Raw genomic sequence first — 17,922 nt, forward strand, 5'->3', positions numbered from 1 at the left:
TTTTTTCATTTTACGTCTGTTATAAACGTTATTCAGCAGGGAATGGCTTGATTGTCTCTGCCGAATTGTCAGCTTCTGCCGGTGCTTCAGCTGACTCTTCAGGGGACTGACTGACGTCTACCGAATCAACAACGATCTTGATTGCATTGCCGATTGGAGGCAGGCTGCGGGTCAGAACACCATTGTGGAAGCCGATTACATAATCCTCGTCCGTAATGGATGCCGGATCAACCTTCTCCCCTTTGGTATTCACGACCTGAGTATCCTCATGAATCTGCAGTACGATTTCAGACTGAGGATTTGCTGCAAGCATTCCGCTCTGGATGAGGAGGCTGCGGTCACCGTTATTTGTTACACGAATATCACCGATGGTCCCTTCAACGCTGTGAAGGTTCTCTTGAGCCTGCTCTGTGACTGTGATTTTGTACACAGCAGATTGAGGCGGCATGCTGAGTGCCATTACTATGGAATGCTGTGCTACCACTTGATCCCCGACTTTTAGATCGGTGATATCCAGGCTAGTACCATCCGCTAACAGGTATTCCGTGTCGTCATTTGCATTCAGGATTAAGCTCTCTGGGCCGACTCCATTAATGTGGACTCTGGAATCATCAGCATAAGTAACGACACCTACTGATGTTGCGAATTCCTGTACTTCTTCTGTCGTAATCGTTACTGAGGCTCCTTCCGTCTTCACATTGGCATGCAGTACTTCACTTGCAAAGTTTAGCGGAACGTATTGTGTCCCCTCGACAATGACAGGTACTTGTCCAAGCTCGACGTACATGCGATTCACATTATACTGATCTTTACCTGTCGGTATAGCGGTCCATACATTGCCTTTAGTTAATTCCGCTGTTTTGCTATCCTTCACCCATGTGAGCTCCATACCCAGCGCTTCTGCGAGGGCACGGACAGGAATCATTGGATGCTCGGCATCAGGCAGCATAAATCCTGCATCAATGGCATGACCGTTGACTGTAATACTCACCTTGCTTGCCGCTGTGGTGGAGACAGATACAGGGGCGTCGGCGTTACCGTTAGCGTACACATATCCACTGCTTAGGGCTGCGGTCAGTGCGAGTGCAGCTGCGCCGGTTTTCATTTTCTTGTTCATTAGATCTTGATCTCTCCTTCGTCTTGATGTAAGTGTCGTTTTAGCTTAAGAACACGAATAGCCTAGCGTATTCGATCCAGCTGTTGACAAGTTATTAGACGAAGTTAATGCAATGAAGGTTGCAACGTCCTCTATATTGGTGCTTAGCTCCCATCCCTATACTCTTCCGTACATAGTCCATGGATGTTGCTGCCTCATGTTAATAAAATTAGGGATGATGACTTCCATAATACCCTGTTCTAAGATAGCGAGGAGAATAGAGACAGATGAGAGAAACCTTTAAGCAAGAAAAAATCGGAGGGAGGGACGTGCACATATATTTGCCTCCATCCTATCATCAAGGTGCTGCACGATTTCCCGTTGTTTATATACAGGACGGAATGACATTGGTACGAGATTGCTTGAATCTACTTGAACACAAGCTTCGGAACAAGGAGCTTCCCGAGATCATATTTGTGGGCATCGTACCTAATCATCGCAATGATGAGTATACCCCATGGCCTGCTCCGTCATTAAATGGAAGGTCAGCGAGTTTTGGCGGCATGGGGGAGGAGTATATATCGTACGTTGCGGACGTACTGAAGCCGCATATGGACCAGACTTACCGCACCCTTTCCGGTCCAGAGAATACAGCAATGGCAGGAGCCTCTCTGGGCGGGATGATCTCGATCTATGCGGCATATCAGCGCCCGGATCTGTTCGGAAGAATTGGTGCTATATCTGCCTCGATGTGGTACGAGGGGATGCTGGCCTTTATTCAAGATACGGATGTGCCCTCTTGTGATCAGAAGCTGTATATGTCTGTAGGCAGCCTGGAAGGTGTATATAAAGAAAGTATCCAGCGAAATATGGTAGAGAATACACATGAAGCCTACAGAGCACTGATTGACAATGGCTTTCCCGAGGATAAGCTGAAGTTCACGGTCGAAGAAGGCGGAACACATGATGCTATGTTTTTTGCCAAGCACTTTCCCGAAGCACTGAGATGGCTGTTCACATAGGTCGCTCTGCCTTCTTCTCATTTCACCGATTTACGGTCCCCATGTGACACTTAGATAAGGCAGTTCATCGTACGCGCCTGCCCAGTAATATCCGGATGCCATAATGCGGCGGGGCTCGAAGCTGATCTCGCCGTCAGCGGCGGTAATGCTCTCAGACACCGCTTGAAAAAGTCCGTTCGCATCCGTAGCGGCGGTAATATACTTGCCTGCCATGCGTGTGAATCTGCCGCTGACCTTGGCAGGCACCGGTTCTCCGGTATCACGGTCGATGACACTGAAGGAGACGGCTGCTTTTCCGTCAGTAAATTCGATGTTCATATCACGGATGACCATAGGCTTGAGTGTGGAAGAGCCCGTGGTCGCAGAGACGATGCTGCTCGCCGGACCTTCATTGCCCTGAATATCGACAGCTGTCACTTGATAGTAGTAGGTCGTATCCGGCAGCAGTCCTTTGTCTTTGAACGATAATCCTTTGGCTGTGCCAGCATACGTCTCCGGCCCAATACTAAATGCAGCATCTGTACTGCGATAAATCCGATAATCGTTGATGGCGGTATTATCCTGTGCCATCCCGTAAGAGAGGTCGATCCGTTGATGGTCAAAGGTTACAGCCTGCACCTGTCCGGCAGGAGCGGTTGGCGGCTCGCTGTCCGCAGGAGGTGCCCAGCTATATCCTCCAGGTCCCCACTTGCTAGGGAAATCAATCAGTGAAGAATAATGGTGCAGCGCAACGCCGCCGAAGGCAGGGTCATTCTCAAAGGCAGTGTAGACCTTGGCCAGCTCCTGTTCCATGTAGGTTCTTCCTTCTTCATGGAAACTGATCGTCTCCGGGTCTCCACCATCCGCAATGTCTTTGGTTTCCACTCCGATAATGACGGATTTCGGCTTGCCGATTGCATTCGCATAAGCAGCTTCTCCGAGTGCATGATTAATGATGCCGGCACTTCCTTCCGCCTGATCACGATAGTTCATAATCGAGATATAATCTGCTGTATCCTGAATGTGTTCCGACATCCATTTGGTTGCTCCATTCCAAGGAATGTTGCTGGCATCGGCTGATGTGTCGTACCATCTTGGGATCGCTGCTCCTACAGGGAAGGTGAGGCCGGAAGCGGCCTTGCGTTCCATAAGTGCGGCAAGCATATCAAGATACTGAACCTGGACAGACGGTTTGGCTGTCTTGAAATCAGGCAGGATGTAAGGCTCTGTATCGAGATTGATGCCATCAAACTGCGCTTCGGAATCAGAAGCAATATTGTAATTCAGCACTTTTTCAAACTCCCGCACCGCCTGTGTACGGTATCTTGTGTAGGCTCCAAAATAAGGCGGCTTGGTTCCACCGGCAATCAGAGCTTCTACCCGAAATCCTGCTCCATGAGCCCATGTAATAAACTGCCGGACTTCACTGCGATAATCCTCCAGCATAGAGGCTCCATCATATTGGTCAACACCTAAGTACAATGTCGTGATGGGCCGCTGATTAAAGGTCGTTGTATCGGATGCAAGCGAGGACAAGACAGGCCAGGAATTTGGATTCCGTACGAGATGATAAGACGCGGTCTCCCATATCCATATCGCTCGATCCTGATCAGGGAGTGGAGAAGGCTCAGCCAGCAATTCCCCCAATTCCTCAGTGGAAGAGTCTGGTTCATAGACACTGTCTGTCACCGAATCCGATTCATATACACTGTCTACGACGGAAGCAACCGAATCAATGGATTCGAGGTCCATCTGTAATGATCCGTCATTCACTGTTTCACTATCTACATCATTCTCTATATCATTCTCTATACCAATCTCCATATCATTCGCCGCATCGTTTAACTCCCCGGCATTTGAAATCTTCCTCGTGTCTGCGTAAATCGTCGGACTGTAGCCTGTATTCCCGTTCGCGTCGGTCGCTCTAGCTTCCAGACTGTGTACCTTCTTCGCTTCCATGCGTGTATCCCAGGTATAGGAATATCCGTCACGGCTGGATGCAAGTGGAATCCATTCTTTACCATCAATGCGAAGCTCAACTGCTGTAATGGAGTTCTTGCTGTTAACCGCAATATTGACCCGCTCTTTGGCCTTCAGCATAGCGCGTTCGGCCGGACCTGTAACAAGAACCTCAGGGATGTGTGCTGCAGGGTTATCCACGACAAGTGACATAAAGGAGGACCATATCCCATATCTGGTGCCGGTATCCTTCGACTTCAAGACAACCTCAATCGGACCGTCCCATTGTGAAGTATCGAGGGAATACGACCAATCTCCGCTGTCGTTACCGTCCGGATCATCCATCTGAACATCGGTTACCATCTCGCCGTTCACAATCAGTTCCACTTCATATACATCGGTATACGTACCATAGAGCTGGGTCAAGCCTGGGGAGATCGTCTGTCCATCCTGATGCGAATCAATCGTAATCCGGGCTGCTGCGGTAACAGAATAAGGGGGGACATGAATTAAGGAAAGTACCAATACGAGGCTCAATAATCCACACGTTCGCAGAAATGAAAACATGGTCATCTCACATCCTTGTCAATATGATGTAAACATATTTGACGAGAAACGCTGCTGTGATCACTGTCAAGACCGATCTACGAAATTTGGTGTTAGCTTAAAGCGGTTACTTTTAGATATTACGAAAAATCGTTGAATAGAACTGTTGAAGGGTTCATGTCAGGTTATTTTTGCTTAAATACGAAAAGACCAAATTCGTTGATGCGAATTTGGTCTTTTCGTAAGATGAAGCCTTCGTTACGCGCTTCATTTCTTATCGAGTTTACTTGTTCATGGGTGAATTCTCATAGCCTCTATTGTCATAGTCGGTATGTTCTAGCTTGTCCAAGATTCGAAGCTTACGGATCTCGGCACGGGTGTCATCGGTTCCTGCGTCGTAGATGAACTGATACAGTTCTTTTAATTGACCTGTAAACTCATCGTTCGCATCATCGTGATCGGCTGATTTGTAAGGCACAGGGGTCCGCTGCAACGTGTATCTGTCCTCTTGATCCATGGCCCTGAGCATATCCTGAAGAATACTTAGCTGTTCATCATCTAAGTGGACTTCATAATCACTCGATTCAGAGGAATCTTGATGAATCAACTTTTGAGTGATGGATACATAATAGGATTGTTTTCCCATTGGAGCACCTCCTCTTAAGCTGCCTACGGCATACTCAAATTTAATTTATTCCATAAATTCGTGTAACGCAGTGCTTATGAGTTCTTACACGGTTTTCTCCATGAATGAATCATTCATCTATAATGCTTGGGTATGGCAGGGACCTCGCGCATTGATTTCTCCATCGCCGACTTGCACAGAGGACAGGACGGTGGTTTGTTAGACGGCTTACTCGTACCTTGAGCGGGATGCTGTCTAATCCAGGCGGGACAGGAGCTGGAAGTGCAGGACCATACAGGCACCGTTTCCATCCGCTGATGTGAAGATCGATCAGAGCGGCTGTGCTCCTTCTCCTTGGATCGGGAATGGTCCTTTGTATAGGCTTTGCGCTCGCTCACAGGCCCTCGCTGTTCCTGCGAATCTTTAATGCCGAACGCCTCCAGCAGAAATCTGGACACCGGGGCCGGCTTGCCGTGCTGACTTGCTGGTGATGTGATATACAGCTGCTTCTTGGCTCTTGTGACCGCAACATAGGCGAGTCTGCGCTCCTCTTCAAGCAGAGCCTCCTCGACCTCCGTGCTGGAAGCACCTGTATTCAGAGCTGCCTTTCGATCCTCGGGTGCTTCCTTCGTGAGCGCAGAGCTGTGCGGCAGGATCCCTTCACTTGCTCCAATTAAGTAGACGATAGGGAACTCAAGCCCTTTGGCCCGATGAATCGTCATGAGCTGTACGGCGTCACTGTCGCTTGCTGCCTGCAGGCTTTCCATTTCCTTATGCCGTCTTGTAAGCTCATCTGCAAAAGCCACAAAGCTCTCGACTGTTTCAAAACGTTTAACTGCCGCTTCAAGCTCATCGAGTGTTTCCAGAATCGTCTCACGATAATGGGTGTAGATGCTCGGATCTCCACTTTCCATATAGGAATCGTAGAATTGTCTTCTCATCTCCTGAATGGCAGCAAGCGGCGTCATGGACTTCAGCATCTTGATCAGCTTGATCCGTTCCTTCACGGCCTCCTGCTGAAACGGCTTCAGCTGTTCCCAACGGGTAAAATGAATCAGGGGATACTTCTTCGGCTGCTGCTTCTCCTGCTGATCCAGATAGAGCAGACCCGCGTCCCTGGAAATGTAGAGAGGACCCAGTGTGCTCGGTATAGCCTCGAAATTCCGCGGATTGAGAGACAATCTGAGATGATCCATCAGCGGCTTGACCAGGCTCTGATCGTAGAACACCGGTCCTGCACCGTGCTGTATGAACGGAACGTCCTTCAGTACCAGCTGTTCAAAAATCGCGCGGCTGCTGCTCGCGGTGCGATGCAGAATCGCGATATCTTTATAAGAATGCTGTTCGCTCCCAATCTGCTCCTGCAGATGACTTACGATCCAGGCGGCTTCCTCTTCTACACCGGAAGGAGTCGCATACAAGGGCTGCGAGCCCGGCTTGCCGGCTGAGACGAGCCGTTTATATCTGCGTTTCTTATTATGCTTAATGATCTCGGTACCCAGACCCAGGATATGGGCGTCAGAGCGGTAATTTATATCAAGCGTAATGACCGATGCGCCGGGGTACAGCTTGTCAAACTCCAGAATGACCTCCTGTTTAGCCCCGTTGAAGGTGTAGATCGTCTGATCATCATCTCCTACGACCATCAAATTCCGATGTGCTGCAGCCAGCTTGCGTACAATTTCGTATTGAAGTCCGTTCGTATCCTGAAATTCATCCACCATAATATATTGAAAGCGCTGCTGAAGCGGACGAAGGATGTTAGGGTCTGACAGCAGCCGGTTCGCATGAAGCAGGATGTCGTCAAAATCGATTTTATGGCGTTCCTTCTTCCATGCTTCATAGCCAAGCAGTATTTGCTTGGTCTCCCGCTCCTCACGGCTTGTATCCGGCAGCTCATCTGCGGTTTTGCCCTCCATCTTCCAGGCGGATAGGGAGGAGAGCAGGCTTTCGGGCTGAAAGGCATCACTGAGTCCGTGCTTGCGCTGAATCATCTTAATGATCGTATGCTGGGCTTTGGTATCACCAAAAATATCCTCGGTCATGCCGTAGTGACGCAGCAGCATCAGCGCAAAGGAATGAAATGTCCGTGCTTGGACCGCACGGGCGGCTGCCGGTCGAATACCGGGAATAGACGCAATTCTTGATTTCATCTCGCCGGCTGCTTTACTTGTAAAAGTGACGAGCAGTATACTCCCGGCCGGAACATTAGCGACCTGAATAAGGTAGCCTGTCCGGGAGGTCAGCACCGTTGTCTTGCCGCAGCCTGCGCCAGCAAGTGTCAGGAGCGGTCCCTTGCCATGTCGCACAGCCTTGATCTGCGGAGCATTCAGCAGGATACCTGCCTGCTCAAGTGACCTGAAGAAGTAAGCATCCTTCTCCCTGTCAGACACAAGCTCAATACTTGTCTGATCCGGAGCAGGCTTGGCTCGCGGTAATCTTGAATTTCCGGTAACACCCAGCGGACGCAGATGAAAAATGGGGTTCACACTATACATAAAAACCGTACACCTCATCTAATTTCAAAGTAAATCATTGCCCTTTTCACAAGAGGGCTGTAAATTTGGTATGATAGAGTCACCTTAGCTACTGCAGCAGTGCTAGGGAGCATCATAGCACGATTATAATCATGCCTGAACCATCACAAAATGGAAGCAAATAAGTATAAACAAACCGCTCTCTATTATACCTAAATGAACAGAGTTCTGCGAAGCATCCGGTATAATTTAACGGCAGGTGAATCATTTTCATATCGTTTAGCTGCTTCAATCAAGGCTAACGAGTTATGAAATTGATTCAGGTTTTATCTTTTTGGGTCTTGGCTAAGTAATGAGTGAAGGCTTAGCTGTTAAGTGAATTAACTTTCAGCTTGTCATGGGAAAGAGGAGGAAGAACCTGAGATGAATTTTTTACAGCGAATTAAAGACGGGGCAGGCCGCGCAACGGAGAAGGCACAGCATGCCGTGGAAATCAACAAACTAAACTCACAAATTGCGAATATCAAACACGAAATGTCGGTGAATTATACAGAAATGGGCCGTATCTTCTATGAGGGTTACCGTGCTCAGGACATGTCGATCGCTGAACAGAAAATGATGGAGCTGTCAGAAGCATGTGACGAGCTGCAGGAAGAGATCAATGAGCTTCGTGAGAAGATCGCAGTACTTAAGAATGAGCGGGTCTGTGTATGTGGACATGTATCTGATCTGGATGCGAATTTCTGTCCGAAATGCGGTCGTCCATTAACGCCTGCGAATACGGAGACTTATACGAGTCCGGCCAAACCGGAAGCTGCGGCAGCGGAAGAGGTTGTAGCGGAAGAGGAGAAGGAGGAGCTCTTCCCTGATCTGTTGCTGGATGATGATGTGCTGCCACCGGATGAAGAGGACTACGATCTGAAGGATTTCCTCCCGGAAGAGAAGGAAGAGTTTGACGCGGAGTGGGAACGCAGACGTCAAGAGGAACTGCAGCGGGAACGGGAGAGACAGCAGGAGCTGGACGAGCGAATCCGTTACTGGAAAGAGAACAATGAACACGTGGAAGCACCTGTCAAAACAGAGGTGCCGAGAGATAGTGTCAAATGTCAAATTTGCGCCTCCGAGCTGCCAAAAGGATCGAAATGGTGTCCGCATTGTGGTGCAGAGCAGATCTAACTACAAGGTACGCATAGGTTCCTTAACAGCATGGGAGGACAGTGACGATGGAGCAGCTGCTTGCGCACCTTAAGAATCTGGGCTTTACAGAGATGGAATCCAAAATTATGGTTGATCTGTCCCGCCAGGGGGCTTCATCAGGGTATGAGGTAGCTAAGCGTCTTGGCGCTTCACGCTCGAATATATATGCGATGCTCCAGCGCTTGAATGCAGAAGGCTATCTTCATTGCAGCAAGGGGGAGCCGGCGAGATACAGCATGCTTACACCGGAAGAGCTGACCAGCAAGATTTCGGACAATGTGAGACAGTCGCTTCATTTTGTTGAGAGATCCATGCCAAGACATCATCCGGGATCTCCAGGCTTCTATAACATGGAGGGAGACCGCCAGGTGCTGGATACTTTATTGGTCCGGGTTGCTCAGGCAGAGAAGGAGATCGTCATTGATATGTGTCCAGAGGAGGCGGCTCTGTTCCACGAGGAGCTGAGAGCTGCAGAGGAACGGGGGGTTAGGCTGCTCTGGTCTTACGATGCCGATTCGGGGGAGCAGTATTCCATGCTCCCATGGGATCCCTTTGAGCCCTCGGCCGAGTTATGCGGACGGAAGTTTTCTTTTGTCATTGACCGGCAATGGTGCATGCTGGGACTTCGAGGGGAAGAATGCATAACACAGGCTCTCGTCACGGAGCATCCGTTGATGGTCAAGCTGTTGCTGGAGTATTTTGCGCAGGAATTGATTTTGTACGAATTAGAGGAAGATATGGGAGAGGAGCTGGTGAGACGTTATGGCCGGCGCTTCGAGCATATGATGAACAAATATGTTGTAGAGAGGTAACACTGTACTGTATGTAGGTTACAGGTTCTCTGCCCGCAGATGGTTTGCCTTGGTGCAGCATCGCGGCAGAGGACCTTTTTTTATGTCTCCGCATCTATAGCTGTTGTAACTTTTGGAAGGCAGAAACGTAATAGGAATAAGGGCGGGCAACAAATTGCGCAGGACAAATTGTCTCTGTAACCTTGGTGTAATGGCCGTCTTCTTCATGATAGAGGATGCCGGTTGCTGTCATGTCGCTTGGACCGCCGAGGAACATATGAAGCATCTGCGTAAGATCTGCTTCATACAATCCCGCAACCTCACTGACTTGCAGCTTGTATTCTGTCAGCTCCCATGAACTAAGATAGCCGAATACATGGCTGATCTCTCGATCGATGAAGGGGACACCTGATATTTCGCCTTTCATTTCTTCGGTTATTTCAAACAGAGGGGTAAGCTGATCAAAATCGGTACGAAGGCCAAGCTCTTCTTCAAGCTCTCTGGCCGCCTCCCGAATGGTTTCTCCAGCTGTGAGATGGCCTGCAGCCGTGATGTCATAGCAGGAGGGAAAGGTATCCTTGCTGCTCGTCCGCTTCTGGAACAGAACCCTTCTACCTTGAGGGGTGTCCCGCACCAGCCAGCAGTGAAAGGATTTGTGCCAGTGGCCTTGGCGGTGAACCTCAGAACGCGGTGCTGTACCGATGTGTGCACCAGATGGATCGTATATATCAAACTGCTCTTCACTCATGTCGGTTGACCTCCAGAGATGTGATATAACATACAATGCGATGATCTTATGTCAGCATCATTACATCTTTTTCAGGGGAATATAATTACAATATGGGTAGAGCGCTATAAGTACATACTGTTGCTTATGTATGATTGATGAGATAGAGAAGGGAGTATGAGAACCATGGAATGCATTGTAAAATTTCAAGTGATCTACAAAAAAGATGAGCCTAAACCGTTAAGAGGGCTTCTGCTCATGGATAATAATACGCCTCCCGGTCCAGAGCAGCTTATCCCGATGTTCAAACGCTTGGGTTATGAAGTGGTCACCGAGAATCCGGACGACCTGACCTTCAAGCCAGTGAATCCTGGCGCAGATTACATCAGACTCCGTGTAACCGAGCTTGATACAGGTCAAGAAGTCTACAGGGAAGATGCGAACCTGCGCAGAATTCTGGAGAATCTTCTCTAGGAAGATCTCTCCACTTCCAGCACAGAGGTGCAGTGAGCGCAGCGCGTAGCGGCAAGCGGGATGTCCGAGAGACAGTAAGGACAAGCCTTCGTTGTCGGCTCCGGCTGTGCGGGCTCCTCTTTTTTGCGCTTCAGCCGATTAATCCCTTTGATGAACAGGAAGATACAGAATGCCACGATCAGGAAGTCCAGTACGACATTGATAAATTGTCCATACTTCAGTACTGGGATGGCGTCTGCCTCAGCCATAGCGAGTGTCGTGTACTTGCTGCCTTCTGAGGTCAGCACCCCTCGCTCCAGCGGAATGAACAATTGCTCGAAGCTCTTATTCCCCATCAGAAGTCCGATTGGCGGCATGAGGATGTCATTAACGAACGAGGTTACGATTTTGCCAAATGCTCCTCCGATAATGACCCCGACGGCCAGATCAATGACGTTGCCGCGAACGGCAAACTCCTTGAATTCATTCAACATTTTCTTCATATCAACTCTCCTAACCTGGGCTCTATATACAGTAAGAGCAAGAACCTTCCCCTTCATTTAAACATTAGGCTTGGCCCGTTGAAAAGATATTTGGAAAAGGTTCTTGAAAATAACTCTTTATTTTGCAGCATCAATTCGTTATACTTCTAACATTGTCCTAACATAGGCAAGGGAGTACACCAATAAAGTGATTTGCTCCTTTGCTCATGTCGTAATATTTACAATTAACTCGTATATGTGCTGGAATGGGCCGGCATGTCTCTACCCGATCACCGGAATGATTGGACTACGGGAGGAATATGAAGAATGCAACAAAATTTGAAGGCCTCTGCTATACTGCTGCATGTGAGCTCGAAATTCTTTACTGCATCTTTATTCTAACCAGTACCTGTTCTAATCCATCCGTGTTATTCGGCGGTTGATTTGGAATGGGTTATTTGCATTTTGCCGGATCAGGCTCAAATTTAAGAAATATCCATACAGGAGGAGAGATACCACTTGAAGCTGCTAAAGGAGAAAGTGATAAATGAAGGAATTGTGTTGTCAGATCAGGTACTGAAGGTGGATTCATTCCTGAACCATCAGATGGATCCGATTCTAATGAAGGAAGTCGGCCGCGAGTTTGTCAGACGGTTTGAGGGAGAGGACATTAATCGGGTGCTTACCATCGAATCCTCCGGGATTGCGCCAGGCATCATGACTGCACTTGAACTGGAGGCACCGCTGATCTTTGCCCGCAAACAGAAGTCTTTGACCCTGCGTGACGATATTTTTGTAGAGAAGGTTTATTCCTTCACCAAGCAGGAGTCTAACGAAATTACGGTGGCTAAGAAGTTTATGAAGCCGGGCGACCGCGTGCTTATTATTGATGATTTCCTTGCGAATGGGGAAGCGGCGTTTGGTCTTGCGCGGATTGTTGAGCAAGCAGGTGCTGAGGTTGTCGGCATCGGTATCGTAATAGAAAAAGCGTTTCAGCCGGGCGGCCGCCTGCTTCAAGAGAAAGGCTACCGTGTTGAATCACTGGTGCGAATTGCATCACTTGAGAATGGACAAGTTACATTTGCAGATGAAGAGGATGGAATCTAATGTCACGTGAACGTATATTTAACCGTAATCGTCACCCTTTAAAAACATTTTCACTCGGCATTCAGCACGTCCTGGCCATGTATGCGGGAGCCGTCATCGTTCCGCTGATTGTCGGTGGACCAAGTGGTCTGAATCTGCCGCCGGATCAAATCACGTATCTGATCGCGATTGACCTGCTGGCCTGTGGTCTGGCCACACTGTTGCAAGTATGGGGCGGCAAATATTTCGGTATCGGTCTTCCGGTAATGCTCGGCTGCGCCTTCCAGGCCGTTTCTCCAATGATTCTGATCGGTAATCAATATGGTGTGAGCGCCATTTATGGTGCGATTATCGCCTCTGGTCTGTTCGTTATGATCTTTGGCGGCTTGTTCGGGAAGCTGATTCGTTTCTTCCCGCCGGTCGTTACAGGCTCGGTCGTTACGATTATTGGTCTTACGCTCATTCCGGTTGCGCTAAACGATCTTGGCGGCGGTAATGGAGCGGCGGATTTCGGTGATCCTGTGAACCTTCTGCTGGGCTTCGGTGTATTGTTATTCATCATTATCTTAAACCGTTTAACAAAGGGGTTTATCCAGTCGATTTCGATCCTGCTCGGTCTGGTTGCCGGGACTCTGGTTGCCGGGCTGTTCTTCGGTAAAGTGGACTTGTCTCCTATGCTTGAAGCAAGCTGGTTCCGTGCACCTGAACCGTTCCATTTTGGGACGCCTACCTTCAACCTGTCTGCTATTCTGACGATGATCCTGGTGGCAATTGTCAGTATCGCAGAATCAACAGGGGTATTTATGGCTCTGGGTAAAATTTTGAACAAAGAAATTGATTCTAAGGACCTGTCCAGAGGATACAGAGCAGAAGGGCTTGCCATTGTGGTTGGGGGGATCTTTAACTCCTTCCCGTATACAACATACTCCCAGAACGTAGGCTTGCTGCAAATGAGCCGTGTGAAGACACGGGACGTTATTGCTGTGGCCGGTCTGCTGCTCATTCTGATCGGATTTGTTCCCAAGATTGCAGCAACCGCTCAGATGATTCCTCCTGCTGTGCTTGGCGGTGCTACTGTAGCCCTGTTCGGGATGGTCGTCTCCTCTGGTATCCGGATGCTGGCTGATCAGGTAGACTTTAACCGTTACGAGAACCTGCTTATTATTGCGGTGTCCGTAGGGATGGGTCTCGGCGTCACGGTTGTACCAAACCTGTTCTCACAGCTTCCTTCCGAGATCGGTATTTTGCTGAATAACGGAATTGTGGTCGGCAGCTTTACTGCGATCTTGCTGAACTTGATCTTTAATGGATTGGGTCCCAAACCGCAGAAAAAGGCTGAGCCGGACACGACAACGGAATCGGTCTAATCTTCTATTATAAATATAGCCGCTGGTTATCCTGCTTAGGATCATCAGCGGTTTTTTTATGTGTTATGAAGCGGCTGGGGGCAGGCAGGCGGCAAAGTATAAGCACCAGTTGCTCTGCTCATTAGGGGGACTACAGCTTGCGCATCTGCTTCTCTGCAAGATCACCTGCTAGAGGAAGCTTGAGCCATTTCCCTTGCAGAGTTGCCGCCAGCATTATCACCCATATCGCCACACCAAGCAGTGACAGCAGCGAAGCAAGCAGGGGTCCAAGCAAAGGGATCAAGCCGCTGAGTACATGACCGACGACAACAGCACCGAAGGCAAACAAGGATTGAAGTGCATGAAACATAACGAAACGGCTCCGCTTCTCAAGCGCAAGCAGCAATATGGCTCCGATAAAACCGAAGAAGTAGCACAGTGCACCTGCAATATTCTCATCAAGACCGGTCGATGATTTGAATGGGGACATCAAGTATCCTCCTCCTTTGTCCATCTCTCTTTAAGCATCATATGAGAGAGAGGCGTGGAGTTGAACAACCATCTAAATAAAAAAATATCACTCTTCCATGAAGGAACAGTGATATGTGTTCTCTAACTCTGTCAGCTTCCGCCCTGAAATTGACGCCGCGGGCTTGTTATTTTGCCTTTTTTATTCTCATCATCCTCTTTGGGAACGAGGCGCTCGTCTGTTCTGCCTTCATGATGATTCTCAAACGCAAACTCCGTCAGCTCCCATTCCGTGGCTCCATGAATCGGGTCCGGCGGAAAATGCTGTCCTCTGTGCAGATGCTCCGTCAGCCCCCGCTCATTGGTATATACACCATCTACCTCAACCTTTTCCCGCGTGATCGGGAGCATGTCCTTATCCTTGCTGCTCATATGTGGAGCCTCCTTGAACTTATTTTATTACATGAAATCAATGGATCTTAGGGAGTGCAGCAGCTTATACAAACGGCTATAAGCTCTTACTTCAGTAGGATAGGTTCTCCGTTTCGGCGCATAACTATCCGTGTTCACGGCATAATAAAGGTATGTAAACGATTGGTATTCGCGTCATAGGACTGAATCCGGAGCAAACATTTGCCGATACATTATATATGGAAAATGGTACTGAACATTTGATTTGTATTTTACAAAATTGATATTTCTGGAAAGCTGTACGCAAGCTTTGAATATGATACAATAGAAGTGTGGTTCAAAAAGAATCATTTCGGGTATTTATAATGTCAGGTACCTGTTTAAGTCAGGGATTCCCGGCCTGAAGCTAATTACAGCTGCACACACTTCTTCATGGTATCACTTAGATCTTTTTTTCTACGGATTCTCTAAACGGAGCATTTACTTTTGAACGTTTTGGGAGGGAGTTATCATGGCAACAAAAGGTCATAATGAGGTCAAAGAAAGTTTACGAGAAATGACTCGGATTTTCAGGCCGAAGGATCCTAAAAAATTCGTGAAGGAGTATGTGAAAAAATACCGGATAACAGGAGGGTACGAAGAGGAGCTTACACTCGTCGTCGAGCGTGAACTGACAAGACTGAATTCCTCAGTCTCCTGATTCTTCAATTTTGCGTCACTACTGTAATCAAGCATCTGAATATACTGTTCTTATTTGAATAGAACCGCCCGCCTGTGAATGGAATGCAGGAGAGGCGGTTTTTTTTGCGCGTGAGCATGCATATACATAGAGTTAGCGCCACTACGGGAAGGGGCTGACCTGAGATGTCTGTGATCCTGAAGACAAAAGAGGAAATCGGGTACATGCGGGAGGCAGGGAGGATCCTGAAGGCTTGTCACCGAAGGATCGAATCCATGCTTACGCCAGGAATAACAACCCAAGCGATCGATAACTTTGTTGAGTACTTCCTTGCCGAACAGGGTGCAACGCCGGAACAGAAGGGGTATAAAGGCTATCCCTATGCGATATGCGCATCAGTGAATGAAATTGTATGTCACGGCTTCCCTTCCGATACAGCTCTAGTCAATGGAGATGTAGTAACCATTGATATGGTGGTCAACAAGGATGGCTGGCTGGCGGATTCTGCATGGACTTATGCGGTAGGAAAGACCGATGCCAAGACCGCGAGATTTCTGAAACGGACGGAAAAGGCTATGCAGCAGGGGATTGCGCAAGCGCTGCCGGGCAAGACGGTAGGTGACATCGGTTACGCAATTGAAAAATGCGTGAAGCCGTGGCGCTACGGGATCGTCAAGCCGCTGGTTGGACATGGCATTGGCCGTATCATGCATGAGCAGCCGGACATTTTCCCTTATGGCAAGCCTGGTCAAGGCATCCGGCTTGAAGAGGGGATGGTTATCACGGTAGAGCCTGTTCTAACTATGGGGCCGAGTGGTGCCGTCTACTGGGAAGATGACGGCTGGACGATCCGTTCTGCGGATGGCAGCATCGGAGCCCAGTATGAGCATACGGTAGCCATTACAAAGGATGGCCCTCTCCTGCTAACCGTATAAGTTAGAACAAAAGCTAGTTCTGAATGGTAATTATGTAATATTTTCATTAAGGTACTTCGGGCTTCTTTGTAACCCGCTTCTGCATAGGATCGGGTTTTCTTTTGTGGTAAATGATGGATGAAATTAGAAATGAGATGGCATTTCATGTGCTGAGATAGCAAAAAAGAGAGATGCATTCTATAAATAGATTGCTAGAGTTGTCAGCAATTTATTTGCACTAAACTACATAAATCAGCAAACCGCGGAACTTGCTCGAAAGTTCCCGTATTATCCGTAATTTGGAAGAAAACAATGAGTTATCGCTCTGTTATTCAGTCGTGAAATCGTTAACAAACATAATAATGGCGCGGTTTTTGAGACTTTTTGAACAATTTGTGAACATGTGTCTAAAGATTGACAAAAACAGGGGGTCGACTTATATTTAATAAGTGATTGTATTAATTTACAGGATTACAACAAAGGTACTAGAGCAGGTAGAATACTCGCTTTTTGGAACCAGATGGTAATCAGCGAAATTGGGAAAAGTGGGGTAGATAGGTGATGAAAAGGTGGCGGCACGGAAAAAGAATCCTCCCATTGCTGGCAGCATTCTCATTGTTATTGTCCGCTTGCGGCCGTGAGGATTTGTCTGTATTGAGACCGCAGGGTCCCGTAGCACAAGGGCAGCTTGATCTAATGAAGCTTGCCATAACGATCATGGTCGTCGTACTCCTTGTGGTGTTTGCGATTGCGGCCTTTGTATTGATCAAGTTCCGGCGCAGGCCAGGACAGAATGAAATTCCTGAACAGGTGGAAGGTAATCACAAGCTGGAGATTATATGGACCGTTATTCCTCTCGTGCTTGTCATTATACTGGCTGTTCCAACCGTTCAGCAGCTCTCCGCTTTAGGCAAGGACTACACCAAAGACGAAAACGCCCTTCAGGTTAAAGTGACCGCTCACCAGTACTGGTGGGAATTCAGCTATCCTGATCTGGGTGTGACGACCGCACAAGACCTCATCATTCCAACCGATAAGACGATTTCATTTGTACTTGAAAGTAATGATGTAATTCACTCCTTCTGGGTACCGTCCCTGGCGGGCAAGATTGACACGAACTTCGACGGAACCTTGAACAAATTCCATTTCTCTGCACCGAATGAAGGCGTTTACCGCGGGAAGTGTGCTGAGCTGTGCGGACCATCCCATGCATATATGGAATTCAAGGTTAAGGCTGTCAGCCAAGAAGAATTTGATAATTGGGTGACTGCGATGCAGGCGCCGGCTGTTCTGCCTGAAGATGAGCAGCTTGCTGAGAAATTCAAGTCTGCTTGCCTGAGCTGCCATGCTGTGGGCGATCAAGGCGGTCCTCTAGGTCCGAACCTTACTGGGATCGGCGGCAGGGAATCCATCGCGAGCATGCTTCTGAATGAACGTGAAGGTCAGGAGGGTGCACCTGTAGAGGAGAACCTCAAAGAATGGCTTCATGATCCGCAGGCTGTCAAACCGGGCAATGAGATGCCGTCTCCGGCAGAGCTTGGACTAACCACGGAAGAGGTCGATGCTATAGCCGAGTATTTGGCCGATTACAAGCTGGATTATGAAACGAACAGTGCGGATTGAGAAGGAGGTACTTGAACTTGGCTCACGCTCATACGGTTAAA

At 48.4% G+C, this 17,922-nt stretch carries 17 protein-coding genes and 1 riboswitch; of the genes, 9 read left to right on the forward strand and 8 right to left on the reverse strand.

Going from position 1 to position 17,922, the window contains the following annotated elements; genetic code table 11:
• Window positions 1-28: 28 nt before the first annotated feature.
• Complete coding sequence (locus TCA2_RS10125) at window positions 29-1,117, reverse strand: copper amine oxidase N-terminal domain-containing protein (protein ID WP_052511877.1); 1,089 nt, start codon at window positions 1,115-1,117, stop codon at window positions 29-31.
• Between the two features lie 308 nt (window positions 1,118-1,425).
• Here TCA2_RS10125 and TCA2_RS10130 point away from each other — a divergent pair, with 308 nt between their 5' ends.
• Window positions 1,426-2,118: an alpha/beta hydrolase gene (locus tag TCA2_RS10130; RefSeq protein WP_238546339.1), complete on the forward strand. Its 693-nt coding sequence runs from the start codon at window positions 1,426-1,428 to the stop codon at window positions 2,116-2,118.
• Window positions 2,119-2,148: 30 nt separating this feature from the next.
• Here the strand turns inward: TCA2_RS10130 and TCA2_RS10135 are convergent, their stop codons facing one another.
• The 3 genes from TCA2_RS10135 to TCA2_RS10145 all read right to left on the reverse strand — a co-directional run bounded on the left by TCA2_RS10135 (window position 2,149) and on the right by TCA2_RS10145 (window position 7,725).
• Window positions 2,149-4,623: an Ig-like domain-containing protein gene (locus tag TCA2_RS10135; protein ID WP_047911477.1), complete on the reverse strand. Its 2,475-nt coding sequence runs from the start codon at window positions 4,621-4,623 to the stop codon at window positions 2,149-2,151.
• Between the two features lie 262 nt (window positions 4,624-4,885).
• Window positions 4,886-5,248, reverse strand: a complete 363-nt coding sequence (locus TCA2_RS10140) for a hypothetical protein (protein ID WP_047911478.1) — start codon at window positions 5,246-5,248, stop codon at window positions 4,886-4,888.
• A gap of 113 nt (window positions 5,249-5,361) precedes the next feature.
• The gene (locus TCA2_RS10145; RefSeq protein WP_047911479.1) at window positions 5,362-7,725 is read right to left on the reverse strand and encodes a UvrD-helicase domain-containing protein; all 2,364 of its coding nucleotides are present in this window, start codon (window positions 7,723-7,725) and stop codon (window positions 5,362-5,364) included.
• 402 nt (window positions 7,726-8,127) lie between these two features.
• Between TCA2_RS10145 and TCA2_RS10150 the strand changes: the two genes are divergently transcribed.
• Together TCA2_RS10150 and TCA2_RS10155 are read left to right on the forward strand one after the other, a co-directional pair.
• Entirely contained in the window at window positions 8,128-8,880 is a 753-nt protein-coding gene (locus TCA2_RS10150) for a zinc ribbon domain-containing protein (protein ID WP_047911480.1), read from the forward strand.
• A gap of 47 nt (window positions 8,881-8,927) precedes the next feature.
• Window positions 8,928-9,713, forward strand: a complete 786-nt coding sequence (locus TCA2_RS10155; protein WP_047911481.1) for a TrmB family transcriptional regulator — start codon at window positions 8,928-8,930, stop codon at window positions 9,711-9,713.
• Window positions 9,714-9,807: 94 nt separating this feature from the next.
• On the opposite strand, the gene TCA2_RS10160 is transcribed toward TCA2_RS10155, so the two are convergent.
• Window positions 9,808-10,440, reverse strand: coding sequence for an NUDIX domain-containing protein (locus TCA2_RS10160; RefSeq protein WP_047911482.1), 633 nt, complete (start codon window positions 10,438-10,440; stop codon window positions 9,808-9,810).
• 165 nt (window positions 10,441-10,605) lie between these two features.
• On the opposite strand from TCA2_RS10160, the gene TCA2_RS10165 reads away from it, so the two are divergent.
• On the forward strand, window positions 10,606-10,893 hold the full coding sequence (locus TCA2_RS10165) for a hypothetical protein (protein ID WP_047911483.1): 288 nt from the start codon (window positions 10,606-10,608) through the stop codon (window positions 10,891-10,893).
• Here TCA2_RS10165 and mscL read toward each other — a convergent pair.
• On the reverse strand, window positions 10,890-11,375 hold the full coding sequence (gene mscL, locus TCA2_RS10170) for a large-conductance mechanosensitive channel protein MscL (RefSeq protein WP_047911484.1): 486 nt from the start codon (window positions 11,373-11,375) through the stop codon (window positions 10,890-10,892). The genes TCA2_RS10165 and mscL overlap by 4 nt on opposite strands.
• Before the next feature lie 209 nt (window positions 11,376-11,584).
• Window positions 11,585-11,684: riboswitch (purine riboswitch) on the forward strand.
• Between the two features lie 189 nt (window positions 11,685-11,873).
• Between mscL and TCA2_RS10175 the strand changes: the two genes are divergently transcribed.
• Window positions 11,874-12,461 carry a xanthine phosphoribosyltransferase gene (locus tag TCA2_RS10175; protein WP_047911485.1) on the forward strand — a complete coding sequence of 196 codons (588 nt, stop codon included), beginning with the start codon at window positions 11,874-11,876 and terminating at the stop codon, window positions 12,459-12,461.
• On the forward strand, window positions 12,461-13,807 hold the full coding sequence (locus TCA2_RS10180) for a nucleobase:cation symporter-2 family protein (RefSeq protein ID WP_047911486.1): 1,347 nt from the start codon (window positions 12,461-12,463) through the stop codon (window positions 13,805-13,807). The genes TCA2_RS10175 and TCA2_RS10180 overlap by 1 nt, the downstream gene beginning before the upstream one ends.
• A 130-nt stretch (window positions 13,808-13,937) precedes the next feature.
• On the opposite strand, the gene TCA2_RS10185 is transcribed toward TCA2_RS10180, so the two are convergent.
• Together TCA2_RS10185 and TCA2_RS10190 are read right to left on the reverse strand one after the other, a co-directional pair.
• A complete protein-coding gene (locus TCA2_RS10185) occupies window positions 13,938-14,276 on the reverse strand; it encodes a DUF4870 domain-containing protein (RefSeq protein WP_047911487.1) in 339 nt (112 codons plus the stop codon).
• A gap of 131 nt (window positions 14,277-14,407) precedes the next feature.
• Window positions 14,408-14,686, reverse strand: coding sequence for a hypothetical protein (locus tag TCA2_RS10190; protein WP_047911488.1), 279 nt, complete (start codon window positions 14,684-14,686; stop codon window positions 14,408-14,410).
• A 490-nt stretch (window positions 14,687-15,176) separates the two neighbouring features.
• Here TCA2_RS10190 and TCA2_RS10195 point away from each other — a divergent pair, with 490 nt between their 5' ends.
• The 3 genes from TCA2_RS10195 (at window position 15,177) to coxB (ending at window position 17,881) form a co-directional block, all read left to right on the forward strand.
• Window positions 15,177-15,365, forward strand: a complete 189-nt coding sequence (locus tag TCA2_RS10195) for a hypothetical protein (RefSeq protein WP_047911489.1) — start codon at window positions 15,177-15,179, stop codon at window positions 15,363-15,365.
• Window positions 15,366-15,529: 164 nt separating this feature from the next.
• A complete protein-coding gene (gene map, locus TCA2_RS10200) occupies window positions 15,530-16,279 on the forward strand; it encodes a type I methionyl aminopeptidase (protein WP_047911490.1) in 750 nt (249 codons plus the stop codon).
• A 537-nt stretch (window positions 16,280-16,816) separates the two neighbouring features.
• Entirely contained in the window at window positions 16,817-17,881 is a 1,065-nt protein-coding gene (gene coxB / locus TCA2_RS10205; RefSeq protein WP_047911491.1) for a cytochrome c oxidase subunit II, read from the forward strand.
• Window positions 17,882-17,922 lie beyond the last annotated feature (41 nt).

Origin of the sequence: Paenibacillus sp. TCA20, from assembly GCF_000732325.1 — a bacterium.
In the GTDB taxonomy this organism is placed as follows: domain Bacteria; phylum Bacillota; class Bacilli; order Paenibacillales; family Paenibacillaceae; genus Paenibacillus; species Paenibacillus urinalis.

Coding starts and splice junctions, on each gene's coding strand:
- TCA2_RS10190 (WP_047911488.1), bottom strand. CDS start 14,686: ATGAGCAGCAAGGATAAGGACATGCTCCCGATCACGCGGGAAAAGGTT.
- TCA2_RS10135 (WP_047911477.1), bottom strand. CDS start 4,623: ATGTTTTCATTTCTGCGAACGTGTGGATTATTGAGCCTCGTATTGGTA.
- TCA2_RS10155 (WP_047911481.1), top strand. CDS start 8,928: ATGGAGCAGCTGCTTGCGCACCTTAAGAATCTGGGCTTTACAGAGATG.
- TCA2_RS10185 (WP_047911487.1), bottom strand. CDS start 14,276: ATGTCCCCATTCAAATCATCGACCGGTCTTGATGAGAATATTGCAGGT.
- TCA2_RS10165 (WP_047911483.1), top strand. CDS start 10,606: ATGGAATGCATTGTAAAATTTCAAGTGATCTACAAAAAAGATGAGCCT.
- TCA2_RS10145 (WP_047911479.1), bottom strand. CDS start 7,725: ATGTATAGTGTGAACCCCATTTTTCATCTGCGTCCGCTGGGTGTTACC.
- TCA2_RS10140 (WP_047911478.1), bottom strand. CDS start 5,248: ATGGGAAAACAATCCTATTATGTATCCATCACTCAAAAGTTGATTCAT.
- mscL (WP_047911484.1), bottom strand. CDS start 11,375: ATGAAGAAAATGTTGAATGAATTCAAGGAGTTTGCCGTTCGCGGCAAC.
- TCA2_RS10195 (WP_047911489.1), top strand. CDS start 15,177: ATGGCAACAAAAGGTCATAATGAGGTCAAAGAAAGTTTACGAGAAATG.
- map (WP_047911490.1), top strand. CDS start 15,530: ATGTCTGTGATCCTGAAGACAAAAGAGGAAATCGGGTACATGCGGGAG.
- TCA2_RS10125 (WP_052511877.1), bottom strand. CDS start 1,117: ATGAACAAGAAAATGAAAACCGGCGCAGCTGCACTCGCACTGACCGCA.
- TCA2_RS10150 (WP_047911480.1), top strand. CDS start 8,128: ATGAATTTTTTACAGCGAATTAAAGACGGGGCAGGCCGCGCAACGGAG.
- TCA2_RS10160 (WP_047911482.1), bottom strand. CDS start 10,440: ATGAGTGAAGAGCAGTTTGATATATACGATCCATCTGGTGCACACATC.
- TCA2_RS10180 (WP_047911486.1), top strand. CDS start 12,461: ATGTCACGTGAACGTATATTTAACCGTAATCGTCACCCTTTAAAAACA.